12 protein-coding genes are annotated in these 15,984 nt (G+C 69.0%); 3 read left to right on the plus strand and 9 right to left on the minus strand.

Annotated features, from left to right (window positions below):
• Positions 1–11: 11 nt before the first annotated feature.
• Together metH and KBZ12_RS01810 are read right to left on the minus strand one after the other, a co-directional pair.
• Positions 12–3,692, minus strand: coding sequence for a methionine synthase (metH, locus tag KBZ12_RS01805; protein ID WP_254955966.1), 3,681 nt, complete (start codon positions 3,690–3,692; stop codon positions 12–14).
• On the minus strand, positions 3,692–4,609 hold the full coding sequence (locus KBZ12_RS01810; RefSeq protein ID WP_254955967.1) for a branched-chain amino acid transaminase: 918 nt from the start codon (positions 4,607–4,609) through the stop codon (positions 3,692–3,694). Before KBZ12_RS01810 ends, metH begins: the two co-directional genes overlap by 1 nt.
• A gap of 53 nt (positions 4,610–4,662) precedes the next feature.
• On the opposite strand from KBZ12_RS01810, the gene cobN reads away from it, so the two are divergent.
• Positions 4,663–8,400 carry a cobaltochelatase subunit CobN gene (gene cobN / locus KBZ12_RS01815; RefSeq protein WP_254955968.1) on the plus strand — a complete coding sequence of 1,246 codons (3,738 nt, stop codon included), beginning with the start codon at positions 4,663–4,665 and terminating at the stop codon, positions 8,398–8,400.
• A 26-nt stretch (positions 8,401–8,426) separates the two neighbouring features.
• On the opposite strand, the gene KBZ12_RS01820 is transcribed toward cobN, so the two are convergent.
• Genes KBZ12_RS01820 through KBZ12_RS01845 form a run of 6 tightly spaced genes read right to left on the minus strand, consistent with a single transcriptional unit; the run spans position 8,427 to position 13,115 of the window.
• Positions 8,427–8,960 carry a hypothetical protein gene (locus KBZ12_RS01820; protein ID WP_254955969.1) on the minus strand — a complete coding sequence of 178 codons (534 nt, stop codon included), beginning with the start codon at positions 8,958–8,960 and terminating at the stop codon, positions 8,427–8,429.
• 29 nt (positions 8,961–8,989) lie between these two features.
• Positions 8,990–9,655: a PHP domain-containing protein gene (locus KBZ12_RS01825; protein ID WP_254955970.1), complete on the minus strand. Its 666-nt coding sequence runs from the start codon at positions 9,653–9,655 to the stop codon at positions 8,990–8,992.
• Positions 9,642–10,259 (minus strand): protoporphyrinogen oxidase HemJ, encoded by a 618-nt coding sequence (gene hemJ / locus KBZ12_RS01830; RefSeq protein WP_254955971.1) that lies wholly within the window; start codon positions 10,257–10,259, stop codon positions 9,642–9,644. Before hemJ ends, KBZ12_RS01825 begins: the two co-directional genes overlap by 14 nt.
• A 1-nt stretch (position 10,260) precedes the next feature.
• On the minus strand, positions 10,261–10,557 hold the full coding sequence (locus KBZ12_RS01835) for a hypothetical protein (protein WP_254955972.1): 297 nt from the start codon (positions 10,555–10,557) through the stop codon (positions 10,261–10,263).
• A gap of 56 nt (positions 10,558–10,613) precedes the next feature.
• A complete protein-coding gene (gene uvrC / locus KBZ12_RS01840; protein WP_254955973.1) occupies positions 10,614–12,614 on the minus strand; it encodes an excinuclease ABC subunit UvrC in 2,001 nt (666 codons plus the stop codon).
• 9 nt (positions 12,615–12,623) lie between these two features.
• Positions 12,624–13,115 (minus strand): flavin reductase family protein, encoded by a 492-nt coding sequence (locus KBZ12_RS01845; protein WP_254955974.1) that lies wholly within the window; start codon positions 13,113–13,115, stop codon positions 12,624–12,626.
• Between the two features lie 66 nt (positions 13,116–13,181).
• Between KBZ12_RS01845 and coaD the strand changes: the two genes are divergently transcribed.
• Positions 13,182–13,685: a pantetheine-phosphate adenylyltransferase gene (coaD, locus tag KBZ12_RS01850; RefSeq protein WP_254955975.1), complete on the plus strand. Its 504-nt coding sequence runs from the start codon at positions 13,182–13,184 to the stop codon at positions 13,683–13,685.
• Positions 13,678–14,625 carry a hypothetical protein gene (locus KBZ12_RS01855; protein ID WP_254955976.1) on the plus strand — a complete coding sequence of 316 codons (948 nt, stop codon included), beginning with the start codon at positions 13,678–13,680 and terminating at the stop codon, positions 14,623–14,625. Before coaD ends, KBZ12_RS01855 begins: the two co-directional genes overlap by 8 nt.
• A gap of 30 nt (positions 14,626–14,655) precedes the next feature.
• Here the strand turns inward: KBZ12_RS01855 and KBZ12_RS01860 are convergent, their stop codons facing one another.
• The gene (locus KBZ12_RS01860) at positions 14,656–15,984 is read right to left on the minus strand and encodes a D-alanyl-D-alanine carboxypeptidase/D-alanyl-D-alanine-endopeptidase (RefSeq protein ID WP_254955977.1); all 1,329 of its coding nucleotides are present in this window, start codon (positions 15,982–15,984) and stop codon (positions 14,656–14,658) included.

Here is a 15,984-nt window from a genome sequence, read left to right on the forward strand (position 1 = left end):
CCCTGGGAGCCTCAGGCGCTGAAGTACCGGGCCTGGCTGTGCAGGGCCACCAGGGCGGTGGTGCTCTGCTCCGGCTCCAGCTGGTCGCTCTCGTCCATGGTCAGGCCGATGCGGTCAGCGTCCAGCCAGGCGAGCTGCTGGCGGGAGTCGGCCACGTTCGGACAGGCGGGGTACCCGAAGGAGTAGCGGCTGCCTCGGTAGCGCTGGGCCAGCACGTCCCGCAGGGCTGAGGGCTCGTCGGCGGCGAATCCCATCTCCCGCCGGATGCGGGCATGGGTCCATTCGGCCAGGGCCTCGGCCATCTGGACCGCCAGGCCGTGGAAGTAGAGGTAATCGGTGTAGCGATCGGCCCGGAAGAGCTCCTGGGCGAAGCTGGTGGCGCCTTCCCCCATGGTGACGGCCTGCATCGGCAGCACATCCGCGGGCCGCAGGGAGCCGTCAGCGCCGGTGACGCCATCGCGGTAGAAATCGGCGATGCAATAACGGTTGCCTCCCCGCTGGCGGGGCAGAACAAAGCGGCCCAGCTCCTGTCCGCCGGCCGCTGGTGGCGCCCCGGCCGCCATCCCCTCGGGGTCGAACACCACCAGGCCATTGCCGTCGCGGCCGCAGGGGAAGTAGCCGTAGGCCACCCGGGGGGTGAGCAGGCCTTCGTTGCGGCAGCGACCGAGCCACTCCTGCAGCACCGGCTCCGCCGTCTCGGCCAGCATCGCGTCGTACTCCTGGCGGCTCTGCTGCTGGGTCTTGCGCAGCTGCCACTGGCCGGCGAACAGGGCGTTGCGATCGAGATAGGCGAAGACCTCGTCAAGGTCGATGGCCGCCTCGGTGAGCACCTGGGTGCCCCAGAACGGCGGGGCGATCGCCGTTTCGGCCGGCACGGCCTCGGAACGCTCCTCGCTGGCGGCCGGTGGGGCTTCGGCCTGAGCGGCGATGGGGCTCACCGTGGAGGCCTCCTGTGGGGGCTCCTCGGCGGCTGCCGCCGGGGCGGCGGGGTCCCCCAGACCCAGACCCTCGGGCGCGCCATCAAGGAAACCGTCGTGGTCGTCCCAGCGGCCGCCGGTCTTGGCGTCCATCAGCGCGTCCATGAAACGCAGGTCGGCGAAGGCGTCACGGCCGTAGATCACCTGGCCCCGGTAGGCCTGGCGGCAGTCACCGTGGACGAAGCGGGGGGTGAGGGCCGCACCACCGAGGATCACGGGCACGGAGATTCCGACCGCATTGAAGGTATCCAGGTTGTCCTTCATGAAGGCGGTGGATTTCACCAGCAGGCCACTCATGGCGATGCAGTCGGCCCCGTGCAGACGCTGCGCTTCAACAATCGCATCGACGCTCTGCTTGATGCCCAGGTTAATCACCTCATAGCCATTGTTGGTGAGGATGATGTCCACAAGGTTCTTGCCGATGTCATGCACGTCGCCTTTGACGGTGGCGATCAGGAACTTGCCCTTGCTGCTCGATTCTCCCTCCTTGCGCTCCATGTGCGGCTCGAGAAAGGCCACCGCCGACTTCATCGTTTCGGCGCTCTGCAGCACGAAGGGCAACTGCATCTGGCCGGAGCCGAACAGTTCACCCACCACCTTCATGCCATCCAGCAGGAAGGTGTTGATGATCTTCAGTGGTGGATGCTCCACCAGGGCCTGCTGGAGGGCCGCCTCCAGACCGATGCGCTCGCCGTCGATGATGTGCTGCTTAAGCCGCTCCTCGAGCGGAAGATCGGCCAGCGAAGGGCCCGAAGCCCTGGCCTCCTTGGCACTCACCCCCTCGAACTCGGTGGTCAACAGAGTGAGGGGATCATGCACACAGATGCCGTCCTCGAAACGCCGGCGGTCGTGGATCAGATCACGGCAAATCTGCTGGTGCTCCTCGCTGATCTTCGCCATCGGCAAAATCTTCGCCGGACTGACGATGGCGGCATCCATACCAGCGTCGCAGCAATCCTGCAGGAAGACGGAATTGAGCACGATGCGGGCGGCCGGAGACAACCCGAAACTGACGTTGCTGACCCCCAGCACCACGTGAACACCAGGAAGTTCGCTGCGGATCCGGCGGATCGCCGCGAGCGTGGCGGCCGCGTTGGCCCGGTCCTCCTCGATGCCGGTGGAGATGGGTAAGGCGAGGGGGTCGTAGAAGATTTCGTGGGCTGGAAGGCCGAACTCGAGCGCATCCCGGTAGGCCCGCTGGGCGATGGCGAACTTGCGCTCGGCGGTGCGGGCCATGCCCTCCTCGTCGATCGTGCCCACCACCACGCCGGCGCCATAATCCCGAGCCAGTTCGAGCACCTTGAAGAAGCGTTCGTCGCCGTCCTCGTAGTTGGTGGAGTTGAGGATGCACTTGCCGCCGGCCACCTTGAGGCCCGCCTCCATCTTCTGCCACTCGGTGGAGTCGAGCATCAGCGGCAGGTTGACGTTGGTGACCAGGCGGCTCACCAGATCGTGCATGTCCTTGACCCCGTCGCGCCCCACGTAGTCGACGTTCACATCGAGCACGTGGGCGTTCTCCTTCACCTGGCCCCGGGCCACCGCCACCAGGCCGTCCCAGTCCTCGGCATTGAGCAGCTCCCGCACCTTCTTCGAGCCGCTGGCGTTGAGCCGCTCGCCGATGATCAGGAAGGAGTTGTCCTGGAAGTAGGGGGTGACGCCATAGATCGAGGCCACCGCCGGCTCGTAGTGGAGCGGCGGTCGCTCCAGCCGTTGCCGCGGCAGCCGCACCTCGCGGGGGGCGGGCTTCAGGCCGGCGGCGAGATCCGCCAGCGCGCCGATGTGGGCCGGGGTGGTGCCACAGCAGCCACCGATCACCTGGACACCGAGATCCTCAACGAAGTGCATCATCTGCATCCGCATCTCGGTGGAGGTGAGCCGGTAGTGGGCCACTCCGCCGATGTTCTCCGGCAGTCCCGCGTTGGGAATGCAGCTCACCACGAAGGGACTGTGCTGACTCAGGTAGCGGATGTGCTCCTTCATCTGCTCGGGCCCCGTGGCGCAGTTGAGGCCGAGTACATCGATCGGGAAGGGCTCCAGGATCGCCACCACGGCGGCGATGTCGGAGCCGACCAGCATGGTGCCGGTGGTTTCCATCGTGACGGAGACCATCAAAGGCCGCCGCTCCCCAGCGGCACAGAAGGCCTCCTCGATCCCCTGCAGGGCCGCCTTGATCTGCAGCACGTCCTGGCAGGTCTCGACGATGAACAGGTCGACGTCCCCGGCAATCAGACCGGCGGCCTGCTCCCGGAACGAGGCCTTCATCGTGTCGAAGTCGATGTGGCCCAGGGTGGGCAGCTTCGTGGTGGGACCCATGGACCCCGCCACGAATCGGGGCTTGGTGGGGGTGCTGAAGGCCGCGGCCATCTCACGGGCCAGTTCCCCCGCCCGGCGGTTGATGGCGAAGGCCTGGTCCTCCAGTCCGTACTCGGCCAGCACGATCGAAGCGGCCCCGAAGGTGTCCGTTTCGATCACGTCGCAACCAGCCTCGAGAAACAGCCGGTGGACCGCCTGGACCGCATCGGGCCGGGTGAAGACGAGGTTTTCGTTGCAGCCTTCAAGGGCCGCGCCACCGAAATCCTCCGCCGTCAGGTCCATGTCCTGCAGGGAGGTGCCGGTGGCGCCGTCGAAGACGAGCACGGGACGTTCCGGACCGTGCAACCAATCGAGGAAGCTGATGCGATCGGTGGGGCAGTGGATGGCGGCGGAGACAACCATCAGGCGTCGAGGCGGATACGGGTGACCCAGTGGTCATAGGAAGGATCGCGCCCTTCCGTGATCGCCGTGAGGCGGTCGCGCAGACGGTCCATCACGGGACGATAGCTGGAGAGGTCGGTGGATTCGATCCGCCGCACCGGGGTGACCCTGGCGGCGGTACCGCTGAGGAACACCTCATCGGCAATCATCAGTTCGGTCTTGTCGACGGCCCGCTCCAGCACGGGGATGTCCATCGCTCGCGCCAGTTCCATGATGCTGGCCCGTGTGATGCCCTCGAGGATGTCCTGATCGACGCCGGGGGTGATCAGCACACCGTCCCGGACAATGAACAGATTCATGCCGCTGGCCTCGCTCACCTTGCCGCGGCTGTTGAGCAGCAGGGCCTCGTCGAAGCCGCTCTTGACGGCTTCCGTCTTGGCCAGCGAACTGGTGATGTAGGCACCACTGATCTTGCCCCTCAGGGGCAGGGAGCGATCTTCCTGGCGGCACCAGCTGCTGATCCGGCAGCTGACCCCCTCGGGGGAGAGATAGTCGCCCATCTCGATGCCGTAGATGAGGAAATCGGTCTGGATGTTGTGCAGCCGCGGGGCGATGCCGAGGTCGCTCGTGTAGACGAAAGGCCGCAGGTAGATCGGGCAGGTGGGTCGGTTGGCCTGCAGAAAGGCCGTGATGGCGCTGTGGATCGTTTGCTCCGCCAGCTCGGTCAGCAGCAGCCGGGCGCTCTGGCTGAGGCGGCGGGCGTGGCGATCGGCGCGGAACAGCAGGATCTCGTTGCTATCGGCCGGATTGGGCAGGGCCCGCATGCCACCGAAGGCGCCCGTGCCGTAGTGCAGCGCGTGGGTGGCCACCGACAGGGTGGCTTCAGCAAAGGGGACGCACTGTCCGCCGAACCAGGCATAGGGCAGGAACTGGTGCATGGAAGGCGGTGGCGACGATGCGATCTTCTCACCGCGTTCGGCAGGATGGGCACATGCATCGACTCGCGTCCATACCCGGGGACAGGACGGAGGACGACGGGGCCCTCTTCGTGGAACAGCCACCGGCGCCTGTGGTGCTGCTCAGCAGCGCCGACACGGATCTGCTGGCGGTGTCCCAATTGCTTGAGGCCGAACCGGAACTGCTGCCGGCCGAGCTGAGGGCTCTCAACCTCTCGGCCCTGCAGCATCCGGCCGTGATTGACCACTACGTGGCCACCACCCTGGCCAGCACCCGACTGGTGGTGGTGCGGTTGCTGGGCGGACGCGGTCATTGGAGCTATGGCCTGGAGTGCCTGCGCCACTGGGTGGGCAACGGCGAGGGCCGCCAGCTGCTGGTGCTGGCCGGCACCGCCGAGGAGGAGCAGGCCCTGGCCTGCCTCGGCAGCCTCGATGGGCCCCTGGCCACGGCCTCTGCCGCCTGTCTGCGGGAGGGGGGCGCGGCCAACCTGCGCCTGCTGCTCCAGACGCTGGCCGCCCTGCTGGCCGGTGAACGACCCGCACCGCCATGCCCCATCCCAGCGGCCGATCCCCTGCCCCACGACTGGCGTGACGAACCCGGCTTGCGGGTGGGGGTGATCCTCTACCGCGCCCTGTGGCAGGCAGGGGACCTGGCCCTCATGGAGGCGCTCCTGGCCACCCTGCGCCAGCGCGGGCTCTCCCCTAGGGGCCTGTGGGTCAGCAGCCTGCGGGACGGGGCCGTGCAGCGGGGCGTGGCGGATCTGCTGGGGCGTGAACGGGTGCAGGTTGTGCTCTGCGGCACGGGCTTTGCTTCGGTGTCGTTTGAGGAGGCGGGCCTGGGGGCCCCCCTGTGGGAGCGGCTGGGGGTGCCGGTGCTGCAGGTGCTGTGCAGCGGCCGCAGTCGCGGGGCCTGGGAGCAGAGCAGCATCGGCCTGGCCCCGCTTGACCTGAGCCTGCAGGTGGCCCTGCCGGAGCTGGATGGACGCCTCACCACCCGGGTGGGGGCCTTCAAGGAGCGCAGCTCCAGCAGCGACACCCTGGCCACGGCCCTGCACCGCTACGAACCGGACCAGGAGCGGCTCGACTGGATCGCCCAGCTCACCTGCGCCTGGACCAGCCTGCGGCTGACGCCCGCCCCCGAGCGGCGGGTCGCCCTGGTGCTGGCCAACTACCCCAACCGCAACAGCCGCCTGGCCAATGGCGTGGGCCTCGACACCCCCGCCAGCGCCGCCCTGATGCTCGGCTGGCTGGCACAGGCCGGCTACGACCTGGGGGCGGCTGCGGATTTGCCGGTCGATGGCGATGCCCTCATCCACCGCCTCCTGGAGGGCCGCAGCAACGATCCGGAGAGCGGCCATCGGCCTCCCCTGAGTCACCAGCCCCTGGACGCCTACCTGGCTTGGTACGCCGGCCTCCCGCTGGAGGGCCGCCAGCGGTTGGAGGCGGTCTGGGGCCCGCCCCGATCCGACGCGGGCCTGGAACAGGTGCCTGGGGGCCCGGCCTTCCCGGTACGGGGGCTGCGTTTCGGCCGGGTGTTGCTGCTGATCCAGCCCGAGCGCGGCTACGACCGCGATCCCAGCCTCAGCTACCACAGCCCCGATCTGCCCCCCACCCACGCCTACCTGGCCCAGTACCTCTGGCTGCGCCAGAGCTTCGGCGCCCAGGTGGTGGTGCATGTGGGCAAGCACGGCAATCTCGAATGGCTGCCGGGCAAGGGGCTGGGGCTGTCGCAGGACTGCTTCCCCGAATGGGCCCTGGGGCCCCTGCCCCACCTCTACCCCTTCATCGTCAACGACCCGGGGGAGGGCAGCCAGGCCAAACGCCGGGCCCAGGCGGTGATCCTCGACCACCTCACCCCGCCCCTGGGCCGGGCTGGCCTGCACGGCGACCTGCAGGGCCTGGAGGCCCTGCTCGATGAGTACTGGGAGGCGCGGCAGCTGGGCAGCGCCCGGGCTGCGTTGCTGCGGGAACGCCTGGACACCCTGCTGGTGCAGCTCCAGTTGCCCGCCATGGCCCAGGCGGATCTGGAAGCCCGGCTGGAAGCCGCCGACGGTTACCTCTGCGAACTCAAGGAGGCCCAGATCCGCCTCGGCCTGCACACCTTCGGCACCCTGCCGGCGCCAGCGAAGCTGGCCGAACTGCTGCTTTGCCTGGCCCGGGCGCCCCAGGCGGGGGTGCCCGGGCTCACCCAGGCTCTGGCCCTCGACCTGGGGCTGGATCTCGACCCCTGGGGTGACCCTGAGGAGGCCCCCCTCTCCGCCGCCGACCGCGGCCGGCTCAGCGCAGCCGGGGAAGGCGGTCCCGTGCTGCGCCACATCGGTGACGGGGTGGCCCTGCTGGAGGCCCGCGCCCTGGGCCTGGTGGCGGAGCAGCTGGCCGAAGCCGCCGTGGTGTCGCCGGCGCCGTCGGGGACGATTGGGGCCGCCACCGAACGGGCCCTGCAGCACCTGCGCCAGGCCCTGCTGCCGCCCCTGCTGGCCTGCGGAGAGGCGGAGCGCCAGGCCCTGCTCACGGGGCTGGCCGGCGGTCGCATCGCCGCCGGGCCTTCGGGAGCGCCCACCCGCGGGCGCCCGGATCTGCTGCCCACCGGCCGCAACTTCTACAGCGTCGATCTGCGCGGCCTGCCGACGGAGGCCGCCTGGGATCTGGGACGGCGCAGCGCCGAGCTGCTGCTGCAGCTCCACCTGCAGGAGGAGGGCGATGACCTGCGCACCCTGGCCCTGTCGGTGTGGGGGACCGCCACGATGCGCAACGGCGGCGAGGACATCGGCCAGGCCCTGGCTCTGATGGGGGTGAGGCCCGTCTGGGATGGCCCGACGCGGCGGTTGGTGGATGTGGAGGTGATTCCCCTGCGCCTGCTCGGCCGTCCTCGGGTGGATGTCACCCTGCGCATCTCCGGCCTGTTCCGCGATGCCTTCCCCCAGCTGGTGGGCTGGTTCAACCGCGCCACCCGCCTGGTGGCGGCCCTGCCGGAAGATCCCGGAGACAACCCCCTGGCGGCCTCCGCCAGGCTCGAGGGCCATGGGGGACGCATCTACGGCTCGGCGCCCGGGGCCTACGGGGCCGGGCTGCAGGGGCTGATCGACAGCGGCCACTGGGAGGAGCGCGGTGACCTGGGTGAGGCCTTCCTCAACTGGAGCGCCTGGCGCTACGACGGCGACCCCTCCGATGGGGCCAGCGGCGGGGCCATCGCCGCCACGGCCGACCGGAGCGGGCTTGAGCGGCGCCTGGCCCAGGTGCAGGTGGTGCTGCACAACCAGGACAACCGGGAACACGATCTGCTGGATTCCGACGACTACTACCAGTTCCACGGGGGCCTCAGCGCCGCCGCCGAACGGCTCCAGGGCCAGGCCCCGGCCCTCTGGTTCGGCGACCACTCCCGCAGCCAGCGCCCGCGGCTGCACCGCCTCGAGCGGGAATTCGACAAGGTGCTGCGCTCCCGGCTGCTCAATCCCCGTTGGATCGAGGCCATGCAGGAGCACGGTTACAAGGGTGGTTTCGAGATGGCCGCCAGCCTCGACTACCTGTTTGCCTACGACGCCAGCACGGGCCGTGTCCCCGACTGGGGCTATGGCGCCATCAGCGCGGCCTGGCTGGAGGACGGGACCGTGCGGGAGTTTCTGGGCCGCTCCAATCCCTGGGCCCTGCGGGACATGGCCGAGCGGCTGCTCGAGGCCCATCACCGGGGGCTGTGGGAAGGGGCCGATCCCCAGCGGCTGGAGGGGCTGAGGGCGCTGGTGCTGGAGAGCGAGGGCCTGGTGGAGCGACGCTGAACCAGGCCCTGGGGTTGTTCAGGGGATCAGAGGTCGAGGTCCCGCGCCATGGAGCGGAACGGATCGGTGTTGCCAGGCTTGGCGGGCTGCTGGGTGGTTTGGGACTGGCTCTGAGCCTCCACCTCCTTCTGTTGCTTCGCCGCCGCCGCACCACCGGGGAGGTTGGTGGGCGTGACGGCAGACCCCTTCATGCGCTGACCGAGCTCAGCGGCGCTCATCGTCTGGGCGAAGGTCTTCTTGACGGGCTTGGGGATGCCACCGGTGAGGTTCACGGCCTTCTCCGTGGGCTGGATCCCGGCCAGACCTGGGGTCATTTTCTCGACCCGTGCCTCCATCGACGCCACTTCGGCCACCATCTCCTTGTCGCCGGGGCTGTCGGCGTTGCCGGGGAAGGTGCGGCGGATCGTGTTCGATCGCTTCATGAACTGAACATCACCCAGGCTGGTCGAGGCCTCAGGATCGAGGAAGAAGGTCTCGGCCTTGGGTTTGGCCTTGGCGGCGGCCTCAGGCTTGGTCACCGAGGCGGCACGGGAACCGAACAGACGATCGAGCAGGCCCATCGACGCAAGGAGAAACGTGTCAGCAAACCCTAGCGGCCGTGGAGCACCAGCCCATGGGTATCCGTACCACAACTCATCAGAAGGCCCCGCCGTTCCAGGTCCGCCGCGATCGCCTCGCATACCAGTTCGGTGGGTTGCCAGCGGGGCCGCATCCCGTAGTCGTACCAGACTTCAGCACCGTCGAAGCCCAGGTCCGCCGCCGCCGCGATCAGGCGCTGGTGGGGCAGCCGATAGCGGGCGGGGTGGGCCAGCAGGGCCAGACCCCCGGCGGTCTGGATCGCCGCCACCACCGCCTCGGCCCGCAGCGCCGGCCCCACCACAGCGTTGCCCTGAAGGTAGGGATGCAGGGAGGCATGCTCCGCGGCGAAGCCCAGCCCCAGGACATGGACCAGGCATCCCTCCAGCAGGCAGCTGATCTCCACCCCGCGCCAGAGGACGGGGGCCGGCTCGCCCCGCCGTCTGCGTGCCTCGAAGGCGGAAGCGATCGGCCCATGGGCCGTCAGGGCGTGGTGATCGGTGACGGCCAGGTGATCCAGGCCGATGGCGATGGCCTCGGCCGCCAGGTGCTCGGGGTGGAGGCTGCCATCGCTGCAGACGGTGTGGCAGTGGAAGTTGAGACGGTCCGGGCAACTGTCGGCCCGCACCTGGCGCAGCACCGGGGTGAGGGGATGGGCGAGAGCTTCAGGCCGCAGCACCACCGCTCTCCTGCGTGGCCAGCCGTTCACGGCGCAGGCGCCGCCAGCGGGCATAGAACTGGATCGAGCCGGCCATGAACACCACCAGGGCCACCAGGAACCAGGTGGCCGCCCCGGTGGGGAACTGGTTCTTGAACACCACCAGCATCACCACCAGCACCAGCAGCAGGGTGGGCAGTTCGTTGAGGGCCCGCAGCTGGCGGCCGCTCCAGAGGCACTCACCCCGTTGCAGCTGGCCCATCAGCCGGTAGCAGAACCAGTGGTAGATGAGCAGACCCGCCACGGCGGCCAACTTGGCGTGCATCCAGGCCTGCTTGAGCCAGGCCGGCTCCACCAGCAGCAGACCTACCGCCATGGCCACGGCCACCACCATCCCCGGGGTGGTGATGATGTTGGCCAGGCGCCGCTCCATCAAGGCGTACTGGGCCTCGAAGGCCTGCCGCATCGGGGGATCCAGTTCGGCCGCCTCCCGGTGGTAGATGAACAGCCGCACCAGATAGAACAGACCGGCGAACCACACCACCACCCCGACGATGTGCAGGGTCTTGAACCAGAGGTAGGCCTCTGGGGGCCAGCTCACGGCCAGGGTCAGCGGCAGCGTCATGTCAGGACCTGGGGGCACCAGAGGGTGCGTCGGATCGCCAAGTTAGTCGGCAGTAGCGGCGGGCCACGGCGGCGGCATAGGCCCGATCCACCGGTCCCAGCTGCGGACTGATGCCCCCGTTGCGACAGTCCACCAGGATTCGCTCCCGGTGGTTCTCCTGGTCACTCACCCGGAGCCGGAGCTGCCAGGGATACTTGGCAATGCGGCTGATCTCGTCGCCGCAGACCGGCCCGACGCAGAGGCCAGGGGCGGCCAGGGCCGCCCCCCCGGCAGAAGGCAGCAGCAGCCACAGGGCCACAAGTCCAGCCCACAGCCGCCTGGTGAACAGCCCGGCGACAACCCACCCAACAATCCTCATCCCGCCAGCTCCAGGGGGGGGGCATCCCCTTCATCGCCGGATTCGGGCCCGTCCATGGGGGGATGGAAGTGCTCCCACACCTGCCGCGCCATGGCCGGCCCGATCCCGGGGACGGCGGCGATCTGCTCGGGGCTGGCCAGCTGGATCGCGTCGATGGAGCGGAAATGGGCCAGCAGATCCTTGACCCGTTTGGGGCCGAGCCCGGCGATGTCGCTGAGGCGGGAGCGCTTCATCCGCTCGCCGCGCTGCTGGCGGTGGAAGCTCACGGCGAAGCGGTGGGCCTCGTCCCGCAGACGCCGCAGCAGCACCACACCCAGTTGGTCGGCCTCGGTGTCGAGGGGCTGGCTGGCCCCGGGCAGGAACACCTCCTCGCGCTGCTTGGCCAGGGAACACACCGTCAGATCCTCGTGCAGATCCAGCTCCCGCAAGGCCTCCATCACCGCCGACAGCTGGCCTTTGCCGCCGTCGATCATGACAACGTCCGGCCAGTCGCTGAGGCCATCGGTGTGCAGGGCCGAGGCGCCCGCCCGTCGCAGGGCGGCCAGATCGGCCCCCTCCACCTTTGCCTGGGACCAGCGCCGGAAACGCCGCCGCATGATTTCCGCCATGGCCATGAAGTCGTCGGAATGGCCGGCCCGGATGCTGCTGCTCTGGATCCGGTATTTGCGGTAGTGCTGCTTGGCCGGCAGGCCGTCGATGAACACCACCTGGGAGGCCACCGCATCGCTGCCCTGGATGTGGCTGATGTCGTAGCCCTCGATCCGCCGGGGGGGCACCGGCAGCTCCAGCAGCTGGGCCAGGTCTTCGGTGGCCAGCAACTGCTGCTCCGCCCCCCGCTGGGCCCGGGCCAGCTCGAAGCCCGCGTTGCGCTCCACCAGTTCGATCAGATCAGCCTTCTGGCGCCGTTGGGGCACGACCAGCCGCACCTTGCGGCCCCGGCGCTCCGCCAGCCAGTCGCCGATCAGTTGCTGGGCCGGCAGCGGGTGCTGCAGCACCAGCTCCGGCGGAATCTCCACCGGCTCCACCTGGCTGTAATGCTCCTCGACCACCCGTTGCAGCACTTCGGCCGGGGTGGCGATCGCCGCATCGGCGGTGTACCCCAGCCTGCCCACCAGCTTGCCGGCGCGCATCTGGAAGATCTGGACCGCCGCCACGCGATCGTCCGCCGCCAGGGCGATCACATCCCGGTTGACGGAGCTGTCCCCCAGGCTCATCTTCTGGTCGGCCGTGAGCAGGTCGAGGCCCTGCAGCTGGTCGCGCACCCGGGCGGCGGCCTCGAAATCCAGCCGCTCGGCGTAGCGCTCCATCTGCTGCCGCAGCAGATCCAGCAGCTCGTCATTGCGGCCCTGGAACACCATCGCCACCTTGCGCAGGATGTGGTGGTAATCGTCGGAGCCGATCTTTTCCTGGCAGACCCCCGGGCATCGGCCGATGTCGAAGTTGAGGCAGGTTCGGTCGCGGTAGAGGGGCTGGGGACGCTGCCGCAGCGGAAACACCCGTTTGACCACGGCCAGGGTGCGGCGCAGTAGGCCCACGTCCACATAGGGCCCATAGAAGCGATCCAGGGGGCTGCGCAGCCGGCGCCGTCGGGTGATGAAGATGCGCGGGTAGGCCTCGCTCCAGGTGATGCAGAGGTAGGGGTACTTCTTGTCGTCCTTCAGCAGGACATTGAAATGGGGCTGGTGGTTCTTGATCAGGTTCGATTCCAGCGCCAGCGCCTCCGCTTCGCTGTCGGTGACGATGAACTCGATCTCACAGACCTGGCGCACCATCAGGGCGATGCGGGGGCTGATGTCGTGGGAGTTGCGGAAGTAGCTGCGTACCCGCGCCCGCAGGCTCTTTGACTTGCCGATGTAAAGGATGCGGTCGCTCGCATCCCGCATCAGGTAACAGCCCGGCTCCGCCGGCAGCTCCCGCAACCGGGCCGACAGTCGCTCGCGCTGGAGCAGCAGCGGCCCGATGACGTCACCGCCCGGAGTGCCGCCCGGCTCAGCCATGGCGGGGCCTCAACCGCCGTACTGCCAGCCCGTGGCGGACAGTTCCAGGGCGGGGGCGTCGCGATGCAGGGTGGCCGTCTTCACTTCCCCCACGAACACCGTGTGGTCGCCATGGGCCACCTGCCCCACCAGGGTGCACTCCACGGCGCCGAGGGCGTCGTCGAGCACCGGCAGGCCCAGGGGGCCGAGGTGGAACGGCGCGGCGTCAAACCGTCCGCCCACACCCTTCTGGGGCTTGAAGAACACGGCCGCCAGGTCCTTCTGGTCGGCGGCCAGCACGTTGAGGCAGAAACGCCCGCTGCGCTGGATCATGCCGTTGCTGGTGGAATCGGCACGCACCGCCATCACCACCAGGGGAGGCTCGAAAGAGCCCTGGGTGACCCAGCTGGCGGTGAAGCCGTTGACCTCATCGCCTTCAGCGACGCCGCAGATGAACACGCCGTGGGGAATCTTGCGCAGCAGGGTCTTCTTGGCGGCCGCGTCCAGGGCAACGTCGGTCATGGGGTGGGCGGCAGGGATCCGGCGACTCTAGGAACCCGGCCGGGCCCCTCTCCATAGGCTGGGCGCATGCGAGCCCTCTATCCCGGCAGTTTCGACCCGCTCACCCTCGGCCACCTCGACTTGATCGAGCGGGCAGCGCACCTCTTCGACGGTGTCGTGGTGGCGGTGCTGATGAACCCGTCCAAGCAGCCCAGTTTTCCCCTTGAGCGCCGGCTGGAGCAGATCCGCACCGCCACCGAAGGGATCGCCGGCATCGAAGTGGGCCATTTCGATGGGCTCACCGTGAGCTACGCCCAGACCTGCGGCGCCCAGGTGATCCTGCGGGGACTGCGGGCCATGAGCGACTTCGAATTCGAGTTGCAGATCGCACACACCAACCGGACCCTGGCCCCCCGGGTCGAGACCCTGTTCATGGCCACCTCAGCGCACCACAGCTTTCTGAGCAGCTCGGTGGTGAAGGAGGTGGCTCGCTTCGGCGGGGATGTCGGCCACATGGTCCCGCCGGGAGTGGCGATCGACCTGGAGAGGCTCTTTAATCGACAGGCAGCGCCCGAATCCCCATATGGCTGAAGTCCGTTTCTCCGTTCTCGACCAGCTGGACCAGCTGGAGGACATCGTCCTCGAAGGCAGCAGGATCCCCTTCAGCGGTGGACGGCTGGTCAACGAGCAGGACGCCATCGAGATGATGGATTCGCTGAGGGAGGCCCTGCCGGGTCAGATTTCCCAGGCCGAGGACCTGATCCGCCAGCGGGAGGGCTTCATTGAGAAGGCCAGGCTGCAGGCCGAGGAGATCGTCACCCAGGCACGGCGCGAGCGGGAGCAGCTGATCAATGCCGCCGCCATCCGCCAGGAAGCTGAACGCCAGGTCACGGAACAACGGGAACTGGCCCGCCAGCAGTGTGAGCAGATGGTGCTTCAGGCGCGCCAGCAGGTGGCCCAGACCGAGCAGGAGCACCAGGCCCGGATGGCCCAGTTCGAGCAGCAGTTCGCCGGCCGCCGCCAGCAACTGGAGCAGGAAGCCCAGCAGCGCCGCCAGCAGCTGGAGCAGGAGGCGGCAGAACGCAACCGGCAACTGCTGGAGCAGCACGAACGCGGCCGGGCCCAGGCCCTGCAGGATCTTGAAGGCATCCGCCAGGAAGGTCTGCGTGTTCAGCGGGAAAGCCAGGCCGAAGCCGAGCGCCTCCACGCCGACGCCCTGCAGTTCCGCCAGCAGACCCAGCAGCAGTGCGATGCCCTGATCGCCCGCACTCGCCAGGAGTCGGGCACCATCCAGGAGGGCGCCAACCGTTACGCCGAGCAGGTGCTGGGGGAACTGGAGGTGCGCCTCAAGGAACTCAGCCAGGTGGTCCTGGGGGGTCGGCGTGAACTGGTACGGCTGCAGGGCCAGGAGACAGCCGCCGCTAGCCGCCCGCTCGAAGCTCCGATTCCCCTGGAGAACGCGGCAGTTGATCGGGCCCGCCGTGCCGCCGGCCGCCTCAAGCGTGCCGCCAGCCGGGGCCTGGCCAGCTGAGCCCAGGCCTGGACCTGGGGAACAGGGGGCTCAGAACGCCGGTTGGCAGGCCCCCACCGTCTGAACCTGTCGCAGCACGCGGCCGATGGTCGTGTTCGGTGCTCCCGCTCCGGCGGACACCGCACTCACGTAGCGGGGGCCATCCGTCGTCTGGAGCACGCCGCTGATGGAACGCACGCCGGTCAGGGTGCCGGTCTTGGCGAAGAGCTGTCCGTCCAGGCTGGTGCCCTTGTACAGGTTGCGCAGGGTGCCCCGCCGCCCGGCGATGGCCATGGAACTGAGGTAATCCCTGGAGTAGGGATGATGATCCATGCGCAGCAGCAGGGCCACCAGGAAACGGCTGGTGAGCCGGTTGGCGCGGTCAAGTCCACTGCCGTCGGCGATCCTCACCCCCTCCATCGGCAGGCCCTGGTCGTTCAGCCAGAGAAAGGTGCGACGACTGGCTTCGGCCAGGTCCCAGGTGCCAGCGGCCTGACGCAGCAACACTTCGGCAGTGAAATTGTGGCTTTCCGTGTTGGCCAGGCTGAGCAGGCCGTGCATGGAGGTGGAGGGCTCCTCATGCATCAGCACGGCATCGCTGGGGAGGGGTTGGCGGGCCGAGACCAGGGCCAGCTGCACCTGGGGTCCGCCGTTCTGGGCCATGGAGCGGCGCAGCAGGGTCTGCAACCGGGAGGCCGGATTGCTCACCGCATCGTCGATGGCGTTGCTGGTGATGGCGAGCCGGGTGATCGGCGCGCCGTACGCATAGGCCCGATCGCCCATGTGCCAGCCGCTGGGCCACCAGTTCTGGGGGGCTTCCTCCGCCAGCTCCAGCCGCACCGGGGTGCCGGCCGCCATGGCCAGCTGGGCAAAGCGTTGCAGCTGGGGCAGGGCCAGGTCGGGATCGCCCTGGCCGACCATGCGCAGGGTGCCGTCCTGCAGGCGCCACAGCTGGGTGGTGAGCCGGTAGTCGGGACCGAGCCGATCGAGGGCGAAGGCGGTGCTGATCAGCTTCTGGTTGGAGGCCGGCACCCTGGGCTGCCGCCCGTTGACATCGGCCAGAAGACGTCCGCTGCCATCGGCGACGCTGATGCTCCAGCGGGACTGTTCATCCCCCAGGGCCTGGGCGACCTGACGTTGCAGCAGCGGGCAGCTGACCTCCCCGGCCAGCCGGGGCATGCCCACCGGTGGCGGCGCCACCGGCAGGGCGGCCATCGGCAGGGAGCGCAGGCTCCGGGCTGAGGGCAGCGCCGGTGCCTCCTGGGCCCAGGCCGCCATGCCCAGGGGGCCGGTGCTCCCGGCCACCAAGAGCATCGCCACCACGCGCAGGGAGAGAGGGCGGCGATGGAAGCCAGTGGAGTGGCGGACGGGCGTGGTCAT

The sequence above is a fragment of the Cyanobium sp. Cruz CV13-4-11 genome, assembly GCF_024346055.1.
Lineage (GTDB): Bacteria > Cyanobacteriota > Cyanobacteriia > PCC-6307 > Cyanobiaceae > Cyanobium.

Coding starts and splice junctions, on each gene's coding strand:
- uvrC (WP_254955973.1), bottom strand. CDS start 12,614: ATGGCTGAGCCGGGCGGCACTCCGGGCGGTGACGTCATCGGGCCGCTG.
- hemJ (WP_254955971.1), bottom strand. CDS start 10,259: ATGACGCTGCCGCTGACCCTGGCCGTGAGCTGGCCCCCAGAGGCCTAC.
- coaD (WP_254955975.1), top strand. CDS start 13,182: ATGCGAGCCCTCTATCCCGGCAGTTTCGACCCGCTCACCCTCGGCCAC.
- KBZ12_RS01860 (WP_254955977.1), bottom strand. CDS start 15,984: ATGACCACGCCCGTCCGCCACTCCACTGGCTTCCATCGCCGCCCTCTC.
- KBZ12_RS01820 (WP_254955969.1), bottom strand. CDS start 8,960: ATGGGCCTGCTCGATCGTCTGTTCGGTTCCCGTGCCGCCTCGGTGACC.
- KBZ12_RS01855 (WP_254955976.1), top strand. CDS start 13,678: ATGGCTGAAGTCCGTTTCTCCGTTCTCGACCAGCTGGACCAGCTGGAG.
- KBZ12_RS01810 (WP_254955967.1), bottom strand. CDS start 4,609: ATGCACCAGTTCCTGCCCTATGCCTGGTTCGGCGGACAGTGCGTCCCC.
- KBZ12_RS01845 (WP_254955974.1), bottom strand. CDS start 13,115: ATGACCGACGTTGCCCTGGACGCGGCCGCCAAGAAGACCCTGCTGCGC.
- metH (WP_254955966.1), bottom strand. CDS start 3,692: ATGGTTGTCTCCGCCGCCATCCACTGCCCCACCGATCGCATCAGCTTC.
- cobN (WP_254955968.1), top strand. CDS start 4,663: ATGCATCGACTCGCGTCCATACCCGGGGACAGGACGGAGGACGACGGG.